Below are 23,024 nucleotides of genomic sequence, written 5' to 3' on the forward strand. Positions count from 1 at the left end.
ATGTCCCAACCGTTCGCCAAGCGCGCCCCGGGTGTTCTGCCCCAGCTTCCCTACAATCGCCAGGCAAGGCAGCGTCTGAAACGACGCTATCGCGACCATTTCGAGCGCATGAAGGATGCCGCACAGCGGTTCGTCCTCGACCCGCTCGAGCCGCGCGTCCTGCTGTCGGCCGATCCGGCGACGGCCGTGTTGGCCGACAATGTGATCGCGGGCAACGCCTCTGCCGTCACGGTAACCCTGTCGGAAGATCTGGTCGGCGGAATGCTGGAGACGGTGGTCGATATCGACTGGGGCACCGGCAACCAGCGCCTGACGCTCGGCACAGGGGACATGTTCGAGATCAATACCGGCGCAGGGGACCACGCCGTCACATTCATCGCGGACACGATCAGCAATGGCACCACCGGTCGGGACGCCGGTATCGTCATCAACACCGGCGACGGCGATGACAGCCTGACGATCACCAGCTTCGCCGAAGGGTTCACCGGGGACCTGAACCTGTCGGCGGAACAGATCACACTCAATGCCGGCGTATCGCTCGGCACGGACAGTGTGAAACTCGACGAGGTTCTGCTGACCGCCAGCGCCGATTCGGCGAGCGGGCAGGCCGCCGACACGGCAACCGCCAAAGTCACGATCGAGGGCGAGATCCATTCCGGCGGCGATGTGCGGATCGCCGCCAATGCCGCGACGAGTTTCGACAATAGCGGCGCGGTTGCCGACGTGGACGTCACGAGCCAGTCGGCCGATGCGGATGTGGAGGTCGGCGAGGGCGCCGTCATCAGCGCCAACGCGCTGTCGATGAAAGCCGGCACGGATGTGTCCATGACCAACGAGGTGAGCTTCGCGCTCTTCTCGGTCGGCACGGCCTCGATCACCCAGACCACCGATGTCACCATCGACGCGGGCGCGACGCTGACCGTTGGCGCGGGCGACCTTGGCGGCGATGCGGCCGGCAAGAGCCTCGAGATCGCGGCAGAGGCCGTCACCAATGTCGACATGCTCTTCGTGTCCCTCGACGACAGCCTGTCGGAGATTGCCGGCACCGATGCCGGCACCGGTTATGACCTCATCATCTCGACCGTCACCATCGACCGCGATACCGGTGTGTCGATCGGCGAGAGCGGCAGCGGCACCCCGCAGGATGCCACCGTCACCGGCGCGGCCGAGATCCGTTCGGCCAACAGCGGGTCGGTCAGCAACGTGGTCCAGTCCAAATGGATCGGGGCGGCGACGGCGCGGTTCACCAATGACGACAGCGATGTCGCGCTGGAAGATTTCGACCTGACCGCTAGCGACGTGACCGTTACGGCCTCGGCCGATACCGACACGGTTGTCGAAGGCAAGGCCGCGATCATCGAAGCCAAGGGCGGCTCGACCTCCGTCAGCGCCAGCGGCGCCAGCGCGCTGACCGCCACGTCCGGCAACATCACCGTGCGGGCGAGCGACGATAACAGCTACCGTGTGACCTCGACGGCCCTGACAGATTTCTCCGGCCTGATCACCAAGGTCGATGTGGGCTATTCGGCGGCGCTCAACCAGATCGACCGGATCACCCTCGTCGATTTCGATGGCGCCGACCTGACGGCGGACAGCGGCTCGCTGACGCTGGAGGCCAAGAGCAATATCTGGCTGATCTCCAAATCCGAGCGGATTCAGGATATCGGAGAGAACACGCTGCCGTGGCAGCCGACCGCATTCACCTATGGCGGGACGCTTGCGGTCAACGAGTTGAACGGGCGCGTCGCGGTGGAGATCGACGGCGGCACCCTGTCCGCGAATGCCATTACGGTCAACGCGGAAAACAACGCGATTTTCGACAGTTATGCCGAGGCCGGGTCCACCGTCTACGGTGCGAGCGGCACGGCAATGGGCATCTCTGTCGGCCTCAACGTGGTCGGCTACGAGATGGGCATCATCCTTGATGCGCTGATCGACGATCTGCTGGGCACCTCGTTCTGGACCGACCGCACGCCCTACGGGGCGGAAGCGCTTGTGACCGACGCGACGATCACCAGCCCCGGTGCGGTGAAGATCACGGCGTCCAACAATCTGCTGGCCGATGTGACCGTGTCGAACGCCGCCAAGACGGAATCTGATGCGGCGTTCCAGAACACGACCAGCATGTCGATGGCGTTCCTCTTCGCTTCGTCGAAGATCTCGACCGCCACGCGCGCAAAGCTGACCGACGACGATACGGGCACGGATGAAACCGTCACCGCGGGCACGCTCGACGTGATCGCGACCGACAGCCAGACCACCTATGCCAGCTCGAAAGTGGTCTCTTCCTCGGTCACGTCGACCGACCTTGGCCTCGGGCTTGTGGACAGCCTGATCGGACAGTTCGCACCTGCGGATTACCGCACCGACGGCACGGATGCCTTTACCGACGGGATTCAAGGTTTAACTTTGAACCAACTCGGCAGCCCGACCATCCCGATGCTCGATTTCGGGGATCGGGTGATGCTGCTCGACGACTATAGCGAGACCGGCACAGGCAAGGGTGTGCCCGGCACGATCTACAAGTTCATGGTCGGCCCGAGCGAGACTGACGTCGACCTGTCGAACGAGGATTTCACCAACGCGGCCCGCTGGCAGGCGGTGCCTGAAACCGAAGTGGTGCCGACTGGGATCAACTTCACCAATTCCGACAGCCAGGCTTTCGGTGGCATGGTCGTGCGCAACGAGATGACCGGCACCGCCGAGGCGCTCGTGGCCGATCAGGACATCACGGCGACCGGCGCCATCACCGTCAAGGCGGACGAGGCGGCCGCGGCCGTCGCGCTGGGGGATATCGGGATCGAAAGCTCGGGCGGCAACAGCCTGAACGGGAAAGGCACCTCTACGGCTGTCGGCGGCGCGATCGTCATCAATACGGCCATGTCGGATGCCTCTGCCACGGTCACGGATACGGACATCTCGACCACCGGCGCGCTCAGCGTGACCGCGATCAATGCGACGTCGCTCGATGCGACACTCCATTCCGCCATCGACACCGGATCGCAGGGCGGCGGGTTCCTCGTGGCCTTCAACACGCTTGGCTACGATCCGGGCAATATCCTCTTCCAGACGATCGACGTCCTGATCGGCCTGCAGATCGGCTCGGTGCCGATGTCGGACACGGTTGCCGGCATCGAGGGTGGCTCGGTCACCGCGGCCTCCGTCACGGTTTCGGCCACCAACAGCGCGACGCTGACCGCACTGCTCGACAGCAACGTGTCCTCCAAGGCGGCGGCGTTCCAAGGTGCGGGCGGCGCGAGCGCGTCGCTGACGCTGGCTTCCAACGCCGTGGCCGGATCGGCCGAGGCTTACATCCGCAATGTCGACGGACCGGCATCGAATGACGGGATCGTGGCCACCGGCGGCGGCGTCTCGGTCTCCGCGATGGACACGGTCGGCCTGTCGGCCACCTCGGCCATGGTCACCGGGCAGACGACCTCGAACGATATGTTCGTGGGGGCGCTCAACGAGCTGGGGCAGGAACTGCTCGACAATTACACCTATACCCACCTGTCGGGTGAGCAGGACCTGAAGTTCGGCGACACGGTGCGGGCATCCGACGGGACCGTCTACAAGTTCCTCGGCGCCGATCAGGATGATTTCACCCTGACGGACGATTTCTCGGATATCGACCTGTGGAAGGCCATGTCGGCTTCCCTCATCGTGCCGTCACAAATCTCCAAGACCGCCTCGAAACTGTTGAAGCTGAAGGGCGGGGACTCGAAATCCGCCTTCGGCATGATCAGCCGCAACGAGCTTGTCGGCGGTGCCAAGGCCGAAATCAGCGGATCCGAGATCGACGCAACCGGCAGCATTTCCGTGGATGCGCAGGAGCGCGCAACCCTCGCCGCGACAGAGGCCAGCGAGATCAGCGCCAAGGAAACGACCGGCGGCATCATTGCGACGAACAGCCTGCGCGCGCGGGCCGATGCGCGGGTCGAGGACAGCGACCTGTCAAGCGGCGCGAACGTGTCGGTCAAGGCGTTCAACCTGGCAGTTGCCGATGCGATCGTGAACACCAACACCTCGGCCAAGGCCGAGGCGGTCAGCGTCATGCTCGCCTTCAACACGGTCGGGTTCGACGCGCATAACATCTTCTTCCAGCTGGCCGATGCGCTGCTCGGCTCCGACTATCTGATCGAGGTCACGCCCGCCGGGGCCGAGGCCTATATCCAGAATTCCGATGTGACGGCCTCGGGCAATGTGACAGTTGCGGCCGACACGCGGGTGGCCGAAGGCACGTTGGCGGGTGTCACCGCGCAGGATCTGAACGACGCGGCCAACACGGATAGCGACGAAACCGACGCGACGGGCGATGCCGCCATCACCGCGGCTCTGCTCGCGGAACTTCAGGGATTCGGCATCGATGCCACCGGTCCGCTGTCGGTCGAGACACTCGCCGAGGATGCGCAATGGTATGTGACCGACACGGCCACCGGCAGCATCTGGCAGATTCGGGCAGAGGAGTCCGGTCTCGTCGTCTATGCCGTCAATATCCTCGATGCGCGGGTCGGCAATGACGCCGCGGTCAATGCCAAGAACGACCTGGTGCTGGTCGACCGGTTCATGGCGCAGAAGAAACTCGATTCCGACGCGGCCAAGGCCAAGGCGAAGGGCGAGGAATTCAAGGGCAAGCTGAAATACGGCAGCAACGGCAAAGCGTCCGGCGGTGTTCTGGCCACGAACCGCGTTGCCAGCGAAACCCGCGCCTGGATCAGCGGGTCGCGGGCCGATCATATGTCCGACGAGACGGTCACCGCGCTGGTGACCGGCGATATCGTCGCGCATGACGGCAGCTACTACCGGTTCAAGGGGCCCGATCAGGTCCAGCGCACCGACTATGATCTGACGACGCTCGATACACCGACAGCCCTGACCACGGGCCAGTATGTTTCCCTGTCGAACGACATTGTCGATGTGGATGACACGGTGCTCTTCTCGGCGGGCGACATCCTGCTCTATTCGGGCGCGGGCGAAGCGGATGCGAACGGGCTCGACCTCGACGCGATCATTCTTGCCAATGCGAGTGACTTTGCGGTCGCCAATGCGGTCCCGTCGATCGACCTGAGTGCCGAAACCTACAGCGATACGGCCCGCTGGGAAGACCTTGGCGCGGTCCCGGCGACGCCGGCCACGCAGATCACCGCGACCAACGGGTCGGTCAGCGTCACCGCCTATGACAGCGCCAGCATGCGGGCGGACAGTTCGTTGACCGTCTCCGCCATCGTCACGAACAATATTGACGGGTTCAAGACGCTCGCCGCCACGATCCTGAAAGAGGATTACGAGTTCACCACCTCCTCTGGCACCAAGGACGTGTCCGAAGGGCAGGTGGTGCGGATCGGGACCAATGGTCCGGCCGGCCTGCAGGGCAAATATTACCAGTTTGTCGGTCTTTCGACGGAATCGATCGATTTCAACAGCCTGACCGACTCGTCGGGCGACAAGCAGGACCTGACAAACGCGGCCTATTGGGCCGAGGTGCCAGATTCGATGGATCTGGCCGACACGCTCTTCCCCAATCTGGGCAATCTTGCGGACAGCAACAGCCAGGCCATGGGCGCGATCATCGTTACCAACGATGTGCGCGGCGCAGCCGAGGCGCTGATCGAGATGGCCGCGGTCAATGCGGGCGCCAATGTCACGGTCGACGCGCAGGCGACGGCGACCATGCTGGCGCTGATCTCGTCCGAAGTGGAAAGCTCCGGCGGTTCGGCCTGGGGCACGGGGGATTCCATCGCCCGCAACGGTGTGCTCGGCACCAACCTTGTGCAGAACTCCGCGGTCGCGCGCATCTCCGACAGCGATATCGATGCGGGTGGCGCGGTCACGGTGACCGCCGATCAGGCCTCCGTTCTCGATGCGACCGTGACCTCGGTCGGCATCACCGGCGATACGGTCCAGTCGGTGACGCTGGCCTTCAACTCGCTCGGCTACAAAGCGTCGAACGTGCTCTTCATGGCAGTCGAGGCACTGACCACCGACCCGACCTTCCACCGCCTGCTCGACAATACCAATCCGGCTGAAGCGACGGCGGAAATCCTGCGCTCGGACGTTGATGCGACCGGCAATGTCGAAGTGCGGGCCACCTCGTCGGAGTTCCTCAACAGCACGGTGTCCAACACCTCCACCTCGGCTGCGGGCGCCATGAAAGGCGCGGGCGGCAAGGCGTTCGGCCTGATCCTTGCGTCGAACAAGGTGCTGGCGGAGGCCAATGCGCTCGTTGACAATGAGGGGGCCGCCGCCGGGGCTGACGTGACCGGTGCGAACATCCGCGTCACCGCCCGCGACGTGCAGCGGCACTATGCAAACACCAAGCTCGTTGCCGATAGTTCAACATCAAACGATGGGGGCGCTGCAGCGCTGCAGGAAACCATCAACGATGTAACGCCGGTGGACTGGAAACGCAGCGGATCTGCCCAGCCGGTGGCGCTCCGCTTCGGTCATCTGGTGCTCGTCGACGATGCCTACAGCTACGCCGGCACGCCGGCCGATCCCGATGCCGCGCCGGCCGGGAAGGTCTATCAGTATATGGGTGCCGACCCGGATGACCTGTCCGATACGGTCGACCTGCAGTCGGTCGATTTCTCCGACACGGATCTCTGGAAGGAATTCGTCACTTCCAGCCTCGTGCCGCAGGGCTACAACGTCCCCTCCACGGATGCGGACGGCAACAAGCAGGGCAGCGACAGCGTCGGGACCGGCGCGATCTTCGTCTATAACGAACTGGTCGGTTCGGCGACGGCAGAGGTCCGCAATGCGATCCTGACCGCGACCGACGATATCGAGATCGAGGCGCTGCTTTCCTCGACCATGAACGCGACAACCGACGCGGCGGTGTCCTCCTCCGGCGGGAACGTGGTCGGTGACGGCAAGAGCCAGGCCGTGTCGGGCGTGGTGGCCACCAACCTGATGTCCGGCGGCGCCACGGCAGGGGCGGACAATGCCACGCTGACGGCGCGCGAGAATGCCGGCGACACGACCGGGTCGGTGCGCGTCCAGGCGTTCAACAGCGCCACCATGAACGCGCTCACGCAGGCCAATGTCGCGACCGGTGACACCGGCGCGAACATCATCCTTGCCTTCAACACGATGGGCTATGACCCGACCAACCTGCTCTTCAATGCAATCAACGCCCTGATCGGCGATCCGGAAGCGACGGACCCGATCCTGCAGGCCGACAATCCGGTCAACGCGACTGCCTATCTGCGCAACGTCACCGTCGATGCGGCGGACGAAGTGGTCGTCAATGCCGAGGATAATGCGACCCTGAACGCCAAGGTCACCAACGAGACCACGAGTGCGGCGAGCGCCTTCAAGGACGCGTCGGGCACCGCGATCGGGCTTGTCCTGTCGATGAACAAGGTCTCTGCCGGCGCGAGCGCGACGGTGGACGGCTATTACACGTCGCAAGACGGCACGGTCGACATCAAGCAGGGCGATTTCGTTCTGGCCGATGACGGCACAGTCTGGCGCCGGTCGGGCGCGGATGCGGATGATATCGACCTGACGCTGCAGGATTTCTCCGCCGGATGGACCGAGGAAACGGACGGGCTGGCCGCGATCAACACGATCAAGGCGGGCAACGGCCTGCGGGTGAGCGCGACCGACAATTCGGCCATCGACGCCGAGAATGTCATGAAGATCAGCACGACCGTCACCAATGATGGCGGCCTGTCGATCCTGACCGGTATCCTCGAAGCGGTGATGGCGGATTATGCCTACACCACCTTCTCGGGCCTGCAGATCCTGAGCTTCGGACAGCAGGTTCTGGTCGGCAGCAACGGCCCTGCCGCCAAGCAGGGCAACCGCTACATGTGGCTCGGCGAGACGACCGCCCAGCCGACCGATCTGTCGGCCGTCACATTTGACGAGACCGACGCCTCCGGCGATGCGCTCTGGCAGGAAGTGGTTGTCGACGATATCGAGAGCCTGATTCCGCCCGGCGTGAACATCAACGTCACCAAATCCGATGCGAAAGCGGTCGGCGCGCTCTTCTCCGTCAATGACGTGAAGGCCAATGTCGCGGCGAAACTGTCGGGTGCGGACGTGGACGTGGCCGACGGGATCGTCTGGATCACCGCGGACGAGAATGCGCGCATCGACACGATGAACCAGGGCCAGGTGAAGGCCGATGGCGGGTCGATGTTCAAGGGCGGCTCGAAAGTGCTGGCCGTCAACGGGAACATTGCGACCAACAACCTTGTCTCCAGCGCGGATGCGGTCATCCTCGACTCTGATGTCAGCGCGCTCAATCCAGATCAGGTCAATGGCAATGACGGGCTGACCATTCCGGTCTCCGGCCCGGGCGGAACAAGCGACACGCGGGACCTGCCGGCCGACGGCACGGTGACGGTGCGGGCCGACAACACCGCCGAGCTGAACGCCGATATAGATACGGTGACCATCGCCGAGGGCGGGGGTGGCAGCACCATTGCTATCGGTGTGACGCTGGCCTTCAACTCGATGGGCACGGACAGCCAGAACATCCTGTTCAACCTCGTCGACACGTTCATCGGCACCACGGTGGCCACCCCGAACCCTGCCGCCGCCACGGCGCGGATCGTGAACAGCACCGTTGCGGCCGACGACGGCCTGTCCGTCACCGCGGATAATGTGGCGGTGATCGACGCGAATATCCTGAACGCCGCGGTCAGCACCTCGCTGTCGCTGGTGGAGAAAAGCTTCACCCTGTCGGTCGGCGCGACCATCGCGATGAACCGCACCGCGTCGGAGGCCGAGGCGCGGCTCGACGGATCGACCAGCAGCACCACGCGTGGCGACGTGACGGTAAGCGCGGCCGACATGGCCAGCATCACCAGCCAGATCACGGCGGCGACCGTCGCCGTGGCGGCCGGCAACTCCGGCTCCAAGGCCGTGAGCGTCGCCGCGACATTTGCCCGCAATGAACTGAATTCGGACGTGCTGGCCACCCTGACCGGCGGGTCGGTGTCCACGCCGGGCCTTCTGTCCGTGACTGCGGATCGCGACGCGTCGATTTCCGCGACCGGGCTGACGGCGGCTGTGGCCGTCACGCTCAGCGCCGGGGGCAGCGGTACGGACGTCTCCTTCTCGGGCGGCGGATCGGTCGGGTTCAACAGCCTCAATGGCAGCACAATTGCCGACCTGTCTGACGCTACCGTGGCGGCCGGCACCGTGCGCGTGGCCGCCAAGAGCGAGAGCCGGATTTTCGCGACCGTTCTGGCCGCATCCGTCTCGGGCGGGGTCTCGACCGGAAGCTCGACCGCTGTCGGGATCGGCGCGGTCTATGTCGACAACCTTGTCGGCTACAGCCAGACCACGCCGGACCTGACCGGCAAGACGGTCTATGACACGACGCAGGATGTGACGACGGTCAATGCGGGCGACTATGTGCGCATCGCGGACGGTCAGGCGGGCACCGGTGCGCTCTACAAATATGTGGGCAGCGAGCCGCTTGAATTCTTCGATTCCGACGGGGACCGCGTCGACAACGGCGTCGATCTGGCGATCGAGGATTATTCCGATACCGACCGCTGGGAGCGGGCCAATCTTGCGCAGTCGACCGAAGGCGGCACCATCGCGCGGATCGACAATGCCCAGATCGCGCCGCTCGACACGGATATCGAACCGGACCTGATCGAGGTGGATGCCAAGTCGCTTCAGGTCATCTCCGCCACGGCGGCGGCGGCAGCCGTGGCGCTCTCCGGTTCGGGCAAGAATGCCGTTGCTGTCGCCGGCGGCGCGGTCGCGACGCGCAACCGCGTGGCCTCCGATGTCACGGCGGAACTGAAAGGCACTGGCACCGCTGTGCGCGCCGAAGAGGTTTCCGTCACCGCGACCGACAGCAGCCAGATCAACGCCGTCACGGCCGCTGCCGGCGTCAGCGCCGCGGTGAGCGGCAAGAGCGCGACCGCGGTCGGCATCGGCCTTGCCGTCGCGCTGAACGAGGTCGACAACGGCGTCACCGCAACGATCACCGGCGCGGATGTGACCGCGACCGGCGCAGAGGGTGTGACCGTTGCGGCGGATGCGACCCCGGGCTTGAGTTTCAACACCGGCACCGATGCCGGTGTGACGCGCGACACGCTCGACGACCTGACCGAAACCGATGTGGTCGACGATGATGCGGATGGCGCGCTCGACGCGACCGACGCGTCCGAGGACGCGGCGACCAAATCGGCACTGGTTGCGCTGATCGACGCGGAATTGTCGGCCGATTTCGTTGCCGATACTGCCGCCTATGGCGATATCCTTCTGTCGAAAGCCAACGAGGCGGGCGGCTATGTGCTCGTCGACGGGCTCGGACGCTCCTTCTCGATCCTTTACAACGAAGATGGCACGCTGACCGTGAAAGCGGCGACCATCAACGCGGTGACCGGGGCCGCGGCGTTCAGCTTTGCCGCCTCCAAGTCGGGTGTTTCCATCTCGGGCGCCGGCGCTTTTGCGCAGAATGTCGTGCAGTCCGATGTGTCGGCCACGATCAACGGCGCCACGGTTGACGCCGAAGCCGGTGACGTGACCGTCGAAGCGCAGAACCGCGCCACGATCAACGCCATCGTTGTCTCGGCTTCCATCGCTGCCGGATTTGGCAAGACCGGCGTCGGCGTGTCCATAGGTGCTGCCATCGCGCGCAACATCATCGGCGAAAGCTGGCTCGGCGCCGGCGACGGGCTCCAGACGCTCGCGCAGATCATCGACAGCCAGGTCACAGCCGCCGGCGATATCGATGTGCTGGCCACGTCGAGCCAGTCGATCACGGCACTCACCGCCGCCGGGTCTGCGGCCGTAGCCGGCGGCAAGGCCGGTGTGGCCGTGTCCGGCTCCGGCGTCTTCGTGCAGAACCGGATCAATGCGGTGACAACCGCGTCGATTGACGGGGACGCGGGCGCGCTGCCCGCCGATACGTTCGCCATCGACGCCACCGATGTGACCGTGCAGGCCGTCAATAGCGCGACCATCGACGTGGCTGCGGCCTCCATGTCCATTGCTGCCGGCTTCGGCGGCACCGCTGTCGCCGTGTCGCTCGGCGTATCGGCCGCACTCAACGAGATTGCCGGTGCCACCACCGCCCGGATTTCGGGCGTGGACGATGGCGGCGTGCGCGCCTCCACCGGCAATGTTCTGGTTTCGGCCGAGGACAGCGCGCGGATCCGTGCCCTGTCGGCAGCAGCGTCCATCGCGGTGGCCTTCGGCAAGGTTGGCGTCGCCGTCTCCGGCGCGGGCGCACTGGCGCTCAACCGGATTTCCAGCGGTGTGGCCGCCGAGATCACCGGATCACATATCGAGGTGCCCGCAGGGGATGTGGATGTGCTGGCCAAGGGCACGGGCTCTATCCAGTCGATCGTCGGGGCGGCGTCTGTCGCCGTGGCCGGCGGCAAGGCCGGTGTCGGTGTTGCCGTGGGCATTGCCTATGCTGGCAACATGATCGGGGTCGAATATGGCACCGATGATGCGGATTATGACAGCGGCCAGATCCTCGACAATGGCACGATCACGACGGGCAAGACGGTGCGCGTGCTGGAAGGCGCGCTCGCAGGAAAAACCTTCAAATATGTCGGCGACGAGCCGCTCTCGCCCAACTATGACACGAATGACGATGACGAGATCACGTCGGACGACAAGCTGGCGCTGAACAAGGTCGACTATAACAATCCCGAGCAGTGGGAAGAGGTGAACCTCTCCCGCGCGCCGGCGACGATTTCCGCGCGCGTGGCCACCAGTTCGGTCGCCGCGGACGGCGCGCTCACAGTGGCGGCGGACAGCACGCAGACCGTCCAGAGCGCGACCATTGCCGCCTCTGCGGCACTGGCCGCCGGTGCGGTCGGTGTGGCTGTGTCCGGTTCGGGCGCGGTCGCCGTGAACCGCGTGGCCGTCTCCGTCCTGTCGGAAATCGCCGGCAGCGGCGCCTCCGGCATCCATGCCGGCGCGATCAACGTGACAGCGGATGACAATAGCCAGATCACCTCCGCGGTGGCCGCTGCCGCCGTGTCTGTCGCGGCCGGCAAGGTCGGCGTCGGCGTGGCGCTCGGCGTCTCCTCGGCCATCAACTCGGTCGAAAATGACGTGACCGCGCGGATCACCGGCGCTAGCCAGGTGGTTGCCGACACGGATGATGTTCTGGTCAAGGCAACCTCGGCTGGCGATCTGGCCGAGAACGGGATCTCGCTGGCATCGCTTGGCGGAAGTGCTGCCACTGCCGCGTCGCTGCTCGACGATGCGGCCGGCACCGATATCGAGGGGCTCGATTCGGGCGGCAATGTCGTGACCGACGATGATGATGCGGACACGATCGTGTCCGAACGGGCGGTCCAGGCCGATGTGACGGCGGATGCCGCGACGCTTGCGGCCCTCAAGGCCGCGCTCGAGGCGGCGGGCTACAGCGTTTCGGGCAGCCTGCGGATCGCGGTCGTCGAGACGGAGACCGTCGGCAACACCGAACGCGGCATCCGCTGGGTCGCCGTGGACGAGAGCGGCGCGACCTGGTCGCTGCGCGTAGACAGCGGCGCGATCAAGGCCAAGAAATCGACCATCAACACGGTCGCTGCGGCAGCGTCCGTCGCTGCGGGCTTCGGCGTCGTCGGGGTGGCCGTCGCCGGAGCGGGTGCCTTCTCGCTCAATTCGGTCGCTAACAATGTCGAGGCGACGATCGACGGGTCGAACCTGCAGGCGTCCCTGGGCAAGGTTGACGTGCTCGCGGTGAGCGCCGCCGAGATCAATGCCGTGATCGTCTCCGCCTCTCTGGCGGTGAGCGCGGGCAAGGTCGGCGTCGGCGTCGGTCTCGGCGTGTCGGTTGCGCGCAACTTCATCGGGCTCGATCTGGTCGGGCGCGACATTGGCGGGCGCGGGATCACCTCGGCCTCCATCGTCAATTCCGGCGTCACCGCGGCCGAGGCCGTCACTGTGGTCGCCACGTCCGATCAGGGCATCAACGCGGTCGTCATCTCCGGGGCCGCTGCGGCCTCCGGCGGGGCCGTGGGCGTGGCCGTCTCCGGCTCCGGCGTCTATGCCGAAAACCGGATCGAGGTCGACACGGATGCCACCGTGACGCTCGGCGACAGTTCGGTCACCGGCAGTTCTGTCACGGTCAAGGCCGTCGACATGTCGGAGATCCAGGCCGTCGCGGGCGCGGTGTCGCTCAGCGTATCGGGCGGCGCGGTCGGTGTTTCCGTGGCGCTCGGCGGATCGGTCGGCTGGAACGAGATTGCGAACAAAGTGTCCGCGACCGTGGATACGGTGTCGGCAGGCTCGACCGGCGCGCTGGTGGCATCCGCCGGCGATATCCTTGTCCGCGCCGAGGATGACGCGAAAATCCGGTCCGTCACGGCGGCGGCATCGCTTGCCGCAACCGGCGGCGGGGTGGCCGTGGCCGTGTCCGCGGCCGGGGCGGTGTCGGTCAACCGGACCCGAAACATTGTCACCTCCAAGGTGGACAATGCCTTCCTGAAGGCTGACGCGGACGCGATCTACACACCGCATCCGACCCTGACCGAACCCGCGAAAAGCGGACCGGGCAGCATTGTCTTTGACGCGTCGGGTGCCGTGAAGGCGGCCTATGCCGGGGCGCAGGTGCAGGAACGTGACGCCAACGGCAACCTCAAATACACGATCACCTGGGACGGAACGCAAAACGTCTACACGCCGGTGCTCGTCGTCCTGACGGGGCCGAACACAGCCTATCCGAACGACTATGTGTATGATTCGGCAGGTGAAATCCTGATCGTGCCGCAGCTTGTCGCCAGTTCTGCCGGCGCGCAGTCGGTCACGGTTTCGGCCGAAAGCAAGGCCGAGATCGAGGCGCTCGTCATTTCCGCCGCCGTGTCGCTGGGGATCGGTGGCGTGGGCGTCGGGGTTGCCGCTGGCGGGTCCTATGCCGAGAACACGATCGGCAACGGCGCGGCCACCGGCGTCTTCGCGATCGTCGATGGCGCGACCATCGAGGCCGAGACCGACATCAATGTGACCGCCAAGATGACCAGCCGGATTCTGGCCGATGTGGGCGCGTTCGCGGTCGCCGCATCGGGCGGCACGGTCGGGGTTTCGGTCTCCGGCTCGGGCGCGGATGCGCTCAACCGCACCAACTATGCGGTCACGGCCGAAGTGATCGGGGACAGCGACCTGAGCGCCGGCGGCACCGTCAACGTGACCGCCGAGGACAGCGCGACCATCGACGCCAGCGTGGCCTCCGCCTCCGTGTCCATCGCGCTTGGCTATACCATGTCTTTTGCGGCCGCGGTGGCCGTGTCGCTGGCCGACAGCCAGGTCGACAACCAGATCACTGCGCGTGTCGACAATTCCGATGTCACGGCCGATGAGCTCGATGTCGTCGCGCTCGACAGCACCACCGTGCGGACGGAAGCGCGCGCCGCCGCCGCATCGGCGGCCTTCAGCGCCGGCGCAGCCTTCTCGGGCGGGGGCGCGGAGTCGCTCATCACCGCACGCAATCAGGTCTCGGCCGTCATCAGCGGCTCGGGCAATGATGACAAGATCAACGTGGCGGACGCGATCACCGTTTCGGCGACGAACGAGGCCGACCTGACCGCCGTGGTCGAGGTTCTGAGCGTCGCAGCGGCGCTCTTCGGCTTTGCAGCCGGCGGCTCGGTCGCGACGATCAACACACGGCCCACGGGCGCGAACCGCAGCGTGAATGCCGCGGTCGGTGGTGTCGATCTCGATGCGGGCAGCCTGTCGGTGCTCGCCGAGAGCAAGATCAAGACCTATGCGCGGGTCGAAGGGATCACCGTGGCTTCGACGGCTGCGGTCGGTGTCAGCGAGGCCAAGATCCTGACCGGCGCGGTTGTGCGCGCCGAACTGGGCGGCGCGGGTTCGATCACCGCGGACAGCGTGGATGTGGACGCGATCTCGACGGCCAAGACCACCGATGGTCTGGTGGCTGAGGCGATCGCCAAAGCCTCCGGCGGCGGCATCCTGATCGGGGTGCAGTCGACCAGCGTTCTTCTGGAAAATACCGACGATGTGGCGGTGACGCTCGCCAACGGGTCGACGGTGGATGCCGGCGACCTGTCGCTGGCCGCCGCGTCGGACGTGGCGCAGGATGCAAGCTCCAGGGCGGCGTCCGCCGGTCTGATCGGCGTTGGTGCGGCCTCCGCCGTGGCCACGACCGACACGACGGTTCATGCGCTCATCGGGACCGGCAGCGATATCGATGCCGACGATATGACGGTGGCTGCGAACGGCACCTCCGACAATGTGACGAACACCGTGACCGGTGCCTTTGGTCTGGCCTCGGGTGCCGCGGCGACGACCCGCACAAGCTCCAAGTCCGACATACAGGCGCGGATTGTCGATGCCGGCTCGGCCGGCGCGGCCAGCGATATCGATGTGAGCGGCACGTTCGCCATGTCGGCCGGCCAGACAAGCCGCGTCGACACCAACGCGGAAACCGATGCCTATGGCGCGATTGCAGGGTCCGGCGTGGTGGCGCGCAATGTGATCGACACGGCGGTGCTGACCGAGATCGGCACCCATGCGCAGCTGACCGCCGGGTCGATCGACCTTGGTGCGTCGAACCATCTGGACCGGCAGGCCGGGTCTGGCAACGACATTGACGGCAAGACCGGCGGTCTGGCCTCCGGCGCGTCCGCCGACAGCCTGACGACCGTCAATTTCGACACGAACATCGTCTTTGCGGCCAATTCGCAGACCGAGACCACGGACAAGGACGGGATCCTGAAGGCCCGCGTGTCCAACAGCATCGACTATCAGGACAAGGTCCGGTTGGAGACGGCGGGCGCCGTCTCCGGTGCGGGGGCCTATACCCAGCTCGATGCGGGGACCGACAGTGACGGGGCCCGGATCAAGGGTGCGATCACGGTCGAGAGCAATGCCGACGTGAAAGCGGGCGGCGAGCTGGAATTCGAGGTCTCCGGCCGGTTCGACATCTACGTCCAGTCCTATTCGGAAACCTACGGGCTCGGCACGGTCGCGCTCGGCGACGGCCTGATCGACCTGAAGCCCGACAACCGGATCACGGTCATGGGCAACGCGACGCTTCTGTCCGTGGGCGACATGTTCCTGTCCACCGGGACCAACCGCGATCTGGAGATCGAGGATGTCGATCTGGAGGCCCGCGTCGACAATTTCGCCGGCTCGGCCATTCCGATCAGCGATCTGGAAACCCGTGCCATCTACATCGTCACCAATGTGATCGAGGTGAAGGCCAACGCGCTGGTCGAGAGCTATTCCAATATCGACCTGAATGCCGACGAGATCGGTCTGGCCTCCGTCATCGGCATGGCCAAGGGGACCAACTGGGCCTCGGCGGCCGTAGACGCGATCGACAGCGCCTTCGGTGGCAACAATGTGGAAACCGGCCCGGGCGAGGGTCTGGCCGATGCCCATGCGCAGGTTATCAATGACGGCACGATCCGCACCGGCGCGCGGCGCACGGCGGAACTGTTCATCACCGGTCTCGACACGTCGGGCAGCACGCCGCAACTGACATTCGGCGCGGCGAGCACCCGCGATCCGGAAACCGGCGAGTTGCTGGTCACCGCGACGCTGGAACCGCGGGAGGTCAAATCCTCCGGCCAGATAGCGATCGAGAGCGCGCAGGAGAACCTGAAACGCTACGGTTTCGATGCGGATGGCAACAAGCTCGACAATGAGTTCACCCGCTTCTACGAGGCGGAAATCGTGCGCATCGGCGAGCAGATGGTCGCCGCGGGCGAGGCCCGCAAGGATGTGACGGGCGGTGTCACGACCTATGTGCCGACGCCGCGCACCGAACTGACCATTGTCGTGGACGATATCCTCGCCTCCGCGGGCCGTGTCCGTGTGCTGACCGACCAGTTGACCGGATCGGGGCTCTTCGATGTGCCGAAAGACGTGAAGGTGCGGGTCGAGAATGACACGATCGCCTCCATCGTCTTCGGGGACATCCTGATCCCGGACGAGAATGGCGGTCTGTTCTTCAATGGTATCGAAGTGACGACCGAGGCCAGCGCGTCTGCGGTCAATGCCAAGATCGTCGCGGAAAACCAGGTCAGCGTCGACAAGGACAATGGTCCGCTCGACGGATCGGGCTATATCGGCGGCACCTATATCGGGCGCGTCAGCACCCTGCCGGCCACCTTTACCTACGGCACGGGCACGATCGGGGCGAGCGCCTCGACACCGACCATCGACATCGCGATCACCAAGGATGTGGCGGACTATAATGTCGGCCTGCCCTCCGGCGCGACGCCGGTTCCGGACCAGACGGTCACTTTCGACGGCGACGTGATCGCGCGGCTGGCGGCCCTGACCGTCACCGGTCCGAGCCAGCAAGCCGCCGTCAGCGTCGTCTTCAACGGCAGCGTCGATACGGCCAGCACCACGGTCATCGTGGGCGGCACCATCCAGGTGAACACCAAGGGCACGTTCCACAGCTCGGGCGACCCCTATGGCCAGATCCTCAATTCCGGCCTGATCGGCAACGGCACCTCGCAGGCAGATGCGGCGGCGATCGCGGCCTTCCTGACCGGCCAGAGCGGCACCAGCGGCACCTATGTCGATGATTTCACCGGCAAGGAAACCGCCGTCACGATGAAGGCGAATACCATCCTTCTGAAGGCGGCCTATGTGAACCTGAACGGCACGATCCAGTCGGGCGAGGATGATTTCAACCTCGTGCTCGATGCGGGCGAGCAGGCCCAGATCGAGCGCGCGCGCAAGAGCGGCGCGGCGCTGACGAAGATCACCAGCGAGAATGACAATTTCCGCCTCTACTATGACAAGGCGCTCGACCAGCTGATCATCTATTCCCTGACACCGAAGGGCGGCAGCATCGACATCGAAGGCCGGATCATGAACACCGGTCAGGGCAATATCATCGTCCATTCCGGCTATCCGCGCATCGACGTGGTCAACAACATGACCATCGGCGGGCTCGACATCCGGGTGGATGAGCTCAACGTCTCCAATCGCGGGGTCGGCAAGCTCATCATCAAGGACAAGGCGCGCGGGGTCTCCTCGGACGGCAAGGACAATGCGCTCTATGCCACGATTTACGAGATGCAGGACAATGGCCAGGTTCAGGTCACGGACGGGCTGATCGCCGGCACCGGCAGCAGCGCCGCACAGATCGTCACCAGCGCGAACCAGGGCAGCTTTGCCTATACGAGCGCCGTGACCGGCACCAATGGCAGCGACGGCCAGATCAACAAGCTGGCCACCTATTCGCCCACCGACGGCTGGCGCTACGCGTTCAAGGTCGGCGAGGGGTCGCGGACCGAGATCATTCAGGAAAAGACCGATCAGAGCTGGCTCGGCATCGACTTCCTTGTCCCGGACCTGACGTCGGTTCCGGTGGTCGACACGACCATCCTGAGCCGCGAACTGATCGCGAATTCCAACTATTTCTACAAAACCGGAACGGTCGGGCCGGACTATACCTATGACTATGCGCGCACGACGCTCGACCGCCAGACCGAACAGACCGGCTATCGCGAGAGCGAGACCTGGTACGGCAAGCGATCGACCTGGCGCCAGTGGACGACGGTGGAGAACAATTTCGACGTTCACACCCACACGATCCGCGCCGACCGCAATGTGAACCTGAGCTTCATCGGCTACGAGACCGGCCGCATCACCGTGGATGCAGGCATTGCCAACCTGATCGTCAACGGGGCGATCAGCAACGAGACCGGCGTGACGGCGCTGAAATCCGATGGCACCATCACCACGATAGCCGTGGCCGAGGCCGGCAGCCAGCCGATCATCAACGGCAAGGTTGTCGTGCTCGAAGCCGGGCGCGGCATCGGCACCGAACTGAACCCGCTCAACGTGCAGCTGACCGTCAACACCGATGGCACCGCTGTTTCGGGCAACCAGTTCGACGCCTATTCCGGCGGCCATGCCTATATCGAGCATCTCTATGGCGACTTGGTGCTCGGCACCGTGAAGGTGAGCGGCGGGTTCGACCTGTCGATCACCTCGCGCGGGGACCTCGTGCAGGGCAGCAGCGACCAGGTGCTGACCAGCCAGTCCTATCTGTCCTTCATCGACGGGATCGCGAACAGTGATCTGGGCCTGTCGGCCGGGTCCATCTCGCTGACCTCGACCAACGGCTCCATCGGGGCCTCCGGCAGCCCGATCCTGATCAATTCCGGCGACACGGGCGGCGACACGGTCACTGCCACGGCCCTGTCGGGCGAGATCCACCTGACCGAAACTGCAGGCGACCTGAAAGTCGACAGCATCACCGCGGGCGGCAATGTCAGCGTCACGGTGGCGGCTGGCGATCTGCTCGATTTCAACCAGACCTCCTATGCCGACGAACGGGCCGAAGAGGCGCTCCTCAACGGTGTCTGGGGCGACATGCAGCTTCTGGGCGAGGTGGATGCCGACGGCAAGCCGCTGCCCGGCAGCGCGGCATATGACAAGATCCAGGAAGCCATCGCGCGGGTCGAGAATGCGCGGCTGCAGGATTACGAGACCTACTGGGACCTGCGCAACCAGATGACGGTTGCCGAACATCAGGCGGTTCTGGCCAAGACCGGCAACATCCCGTTCGACGAAGCGGGCTATCAGGCGGCGCAGAAGGCGCGCATCCTGGCCGAGAACTCGGCCCTGACGGATGCAGAGGCTGAAACGCTCGCGGTTGCTGCGACGGCAGCGGCGCTCGCGTCGCGCAACGAGCAGTATCGCACGCTCAATGCCGAGTTCGACCCGAACGGCACTGCAACCTACGATCCGGCCAATGGCGGCAAGCTCGATCAGGACCAGATCGACGCGATCACAGCCGGCATCAAGGTCTGGACCAAGGACGAGCTTCTGAACGGTATCGGTGCGGGCCTGCTGAAGCCGGTGACCGACACCAACATCACCGTTGAAGAGGCCAACATCACCGGTGCCGACATCACGCTCAACGTCGCCGGCATGGTAGGCCGAACCACGGGTGACGTGGTGGTCTTCACCAACACGGGCGACCCGCTGGAGCGGGACGAACTGCTGATCATCGCGGCGGCCGAACGGTCCGACATCTACTTCCTCGTGACCGAGCGGTTCTCGGCCACTGTCGATTTCGATGCGGCGAGCAACTCCATCACCCGCAGCACCGGCACCTGGCCGTCCGACCTGCGCGTCGGTCAGACGGTGCAGATCGAGGCGTCGAGCCCGAACGCGACCGAGAACGAGCAGTTCTACGTGATCGAGAGCATCTCGGGGAACGGCAAGACGATCACCTTTGCCGATACCGGCACCGCGATCGCCAAACCGGTCCTGACCGTGCTCCAGTCCGAAGTGGACGTGGATATCGTGATCTCGGCCATCGTCAACAATCCGCGCGGCGCGTCGAGCGATGCGATCATCACCGTGACGGGCGGCAAAACGCTGACCCGCACCGACGGCGGCAGCTTCCTCGGCTCGGGCAGTTCCGAAGGGTTCCAGGTCGGCGACACGATCCTTCTGTCGACGACGCCCGCCTACACGCCTGCGGAAACGGCGGCACAGGTGCCGACCGCGAACGCCAACAGCTCGGCGTCGCTCTATACGATCGCCTCCGTCACCGCGACGGAGATCGTGATCGTCGGTGGCGGCCTGCAGAACGAGACCGGCGTGACCATGACGGTGGACGAATATGTGCCGCTCGTCGCGGTGCAGGTCCAGCAGCGCGAGGATTTCGACATCGACGCGACCGGCAAGGTCAGCGTGACGGCGGTCGAGGAAACCTATCTGGGGTCGGAGAGCGACATCACGCTCAACCAGGTCAATATCGGGGCTGGCGCCTCCAGCGGCGAGCTGCGGATCAAGACCTCGCAGTCGATCCTGAACGGTGCCGGCGCGACCGATACGAACAGTATCAACAACATTGTGGCCGACAATGTCGTGCTCGAAGCCGGGCAGGGCTCGATCGGCAAGCTGCGCACCAGCGGCACGCCCGAAGCGCGGATCTACATGGACCTGCGTGACGGCGGCACGATCACCGCGCGCGCGGCGGGCGATATCGTCTTCACCGAACGGACCGGCGACCTGCTGGTCTCCACCCTCTATTCCGAAGGCGGCACGGTCGATATCGAGGCGCAGGCTGGCGGCATCTTCGACGAGATCGACACGGCTTTCGTCAATATCGAGGCGCAGAACATCATCCTGCGCGCCTCGGGCGATATCGGGACGGCAGCCAATGACCTCGATATAGAGGCGACGGGCGACGATCCGAATTCGCGCATCGGCTATGTGACGGCGACGGCGGGCGGGAATATCTACCTGACCGAAACCGGCGACATGAACATCCGCAACATCTATTCCTCGGGCGGGGCGGATACCTATGTCCGCCTGACCGCGGAAGCGGGGATCTTCGACCGGCTTGACATTGCTGATCCGACCGACCCGGACAGCGCCGACATTGTCGGCGACACCGATGGCACGGATATCACGGGCTACAATATCGAGCTTATCTCGCGCACCAGCCAGATCGGCAACGCGCTGCAGGAAATCGACATCAACTCCACGGGCGGTGTGTTCAATTCCGCCTCGCTCTTCGGCCATACCTATGTGACCGAGACCACGGGCGACCTATTGGTCAACCAGGTCGGCACCGCCGCAGACAAGACTGCCTTCCTGACGGCCACGATGGGCTCGATCCTGAACGCGGCCGCCGTCGGCGTGTCGAACGTGACAGGCGGGCGCGCCTATCTGGTGGCCTCGAACAATATCGGTGCGGCCGACAAGCGGCTCTACACGACCATCGGCTCGATCCAGGCGGAATCCATCACCGGGTCCACCTATGTCTACAATGACGGCGCATTGCAGGCCGAGACCGAGAGCGGCACGGGTGCCGCGCTCACCTCGGGCCAGCAGATCTTCGTGACCGCGACCAGCCCGGTCATCGTGTCGAACGACATCACGGCGGCGAGCGGCGATATCGTCATCATCGCCAACGAAAGCTCCGAGCTGGAATATGCAGCCGATCTGGCGCTCGACCCGACGATCGCGAATGAAAACGACTATGACAGCGTGACGGTGAAATCCGGCGTCACCGTGACCGCGCAGGCGGGCGATATCCGCATCAAGGCGGGCGATCATGTGGTGATCGAGGCCGGCGCCACCCTGTCCGCTTCGGACGATATCGAGATCTACACCGATGTTGCGACAGCAGCGAACAACGGGATCGGCGTCAATGTCGACAGCCCGGTCATCGTCGAGGCCGACCGCGACGATGCGGATGGCGGCTACGTCACCGTGGCGGGCACCCTTGCTGCAGGCCGGTCGGTTCTGGTGAACACCGGCGCGGCCGGTCCGCTGGGCCTGACGGCCACTGAACAGCGCGACGTCATCACGGTCACCGGCACGATCACGGCAGACACGTCGATCGAGATGCGCCTCGGCGGCGACAAGGACGAGGTCTACCTGACCGGCATGACCATGATCGCACCGACGATCCTGATCGACGGCGAGGCGGGCGAGGACCTGATCCGTGTCACCGACGCGGCCGATCTGTCGGGCGTGGTGACGCTGATGGGCGGGGCCGATGTGGACCGGATCGAGGTGATCCGGCTCGACACGCACGGTGCGGGCGATCAGGTAATCCTCGACGGCGGTGCGGGTGCCGATGACCTGATGGTCCAGACCTGGGGTTCTGTCACGGGGGCTGCGGCCGGCGCGGATTATGTGATCACGGTGGCCGACAGCGGCGGCATCGACCCGATCAATGGCGCGGACACGCTCGATGTGCTCGGCACCGAGGATGAGGATGATATCTTCCTCAGCCGCGGCAATTTCGCGGCGCTCATGCACGGCACCAAGGATCAGGTGCGCGGGCTGGAATCCGGCCGTCCGACGACGGTGGAGCGGATCGACTATGACCGGTCGCTGAACGGGCGGCTCAGCCTGATCGGCCTTTCGGGCGACGATTTCTTCATCTCCGACGACAACGCCACCATCATGACGCTCGATGGCGGCCTCGGGGACGATATGTTCCAGTTCGGTCAGGTCTTCGGCTCGGAGCCGGTCGCGGGCGGCACGTTCGAGGATCCGGACAATCCGGGCAGCTTCCTGTCGAACGGAATCGCTGTGGGCGACGATATCGACACGACGCTCACCAC

At 65.0% G+C, this 23,024-nt stretch carries 1 protein-coding gene (cut by a window edge); it reads left to right on the plus strand.

All coding sequences use genetic code 11. The annotated features are described in order from the left end of the window. Positions 1–23,024 carry the 5' portion of an LEPR-XLL domain-containing protein gene (locus GSH16_RS14695; protein ID WP_160856361.1) on the plus strand. It continues 7,825 nt past the right edge of the window, so only the first 23,024 of its 30,849 coding nucleotides appear in the window; the start codon lies at positions 1–3; its stop codon lies off the right edge, out of view.

It is taken from the genome of Oceanomicrobium pacificus, assembly GCF_009833495.1.
Lineage (GTDB): Bacteria > Pseudomonadota > Alphaproteobacteria > Rhodobacterales > Rhodobacteraceae > Oceanomicrobium > Oceanomicrobium pacificus.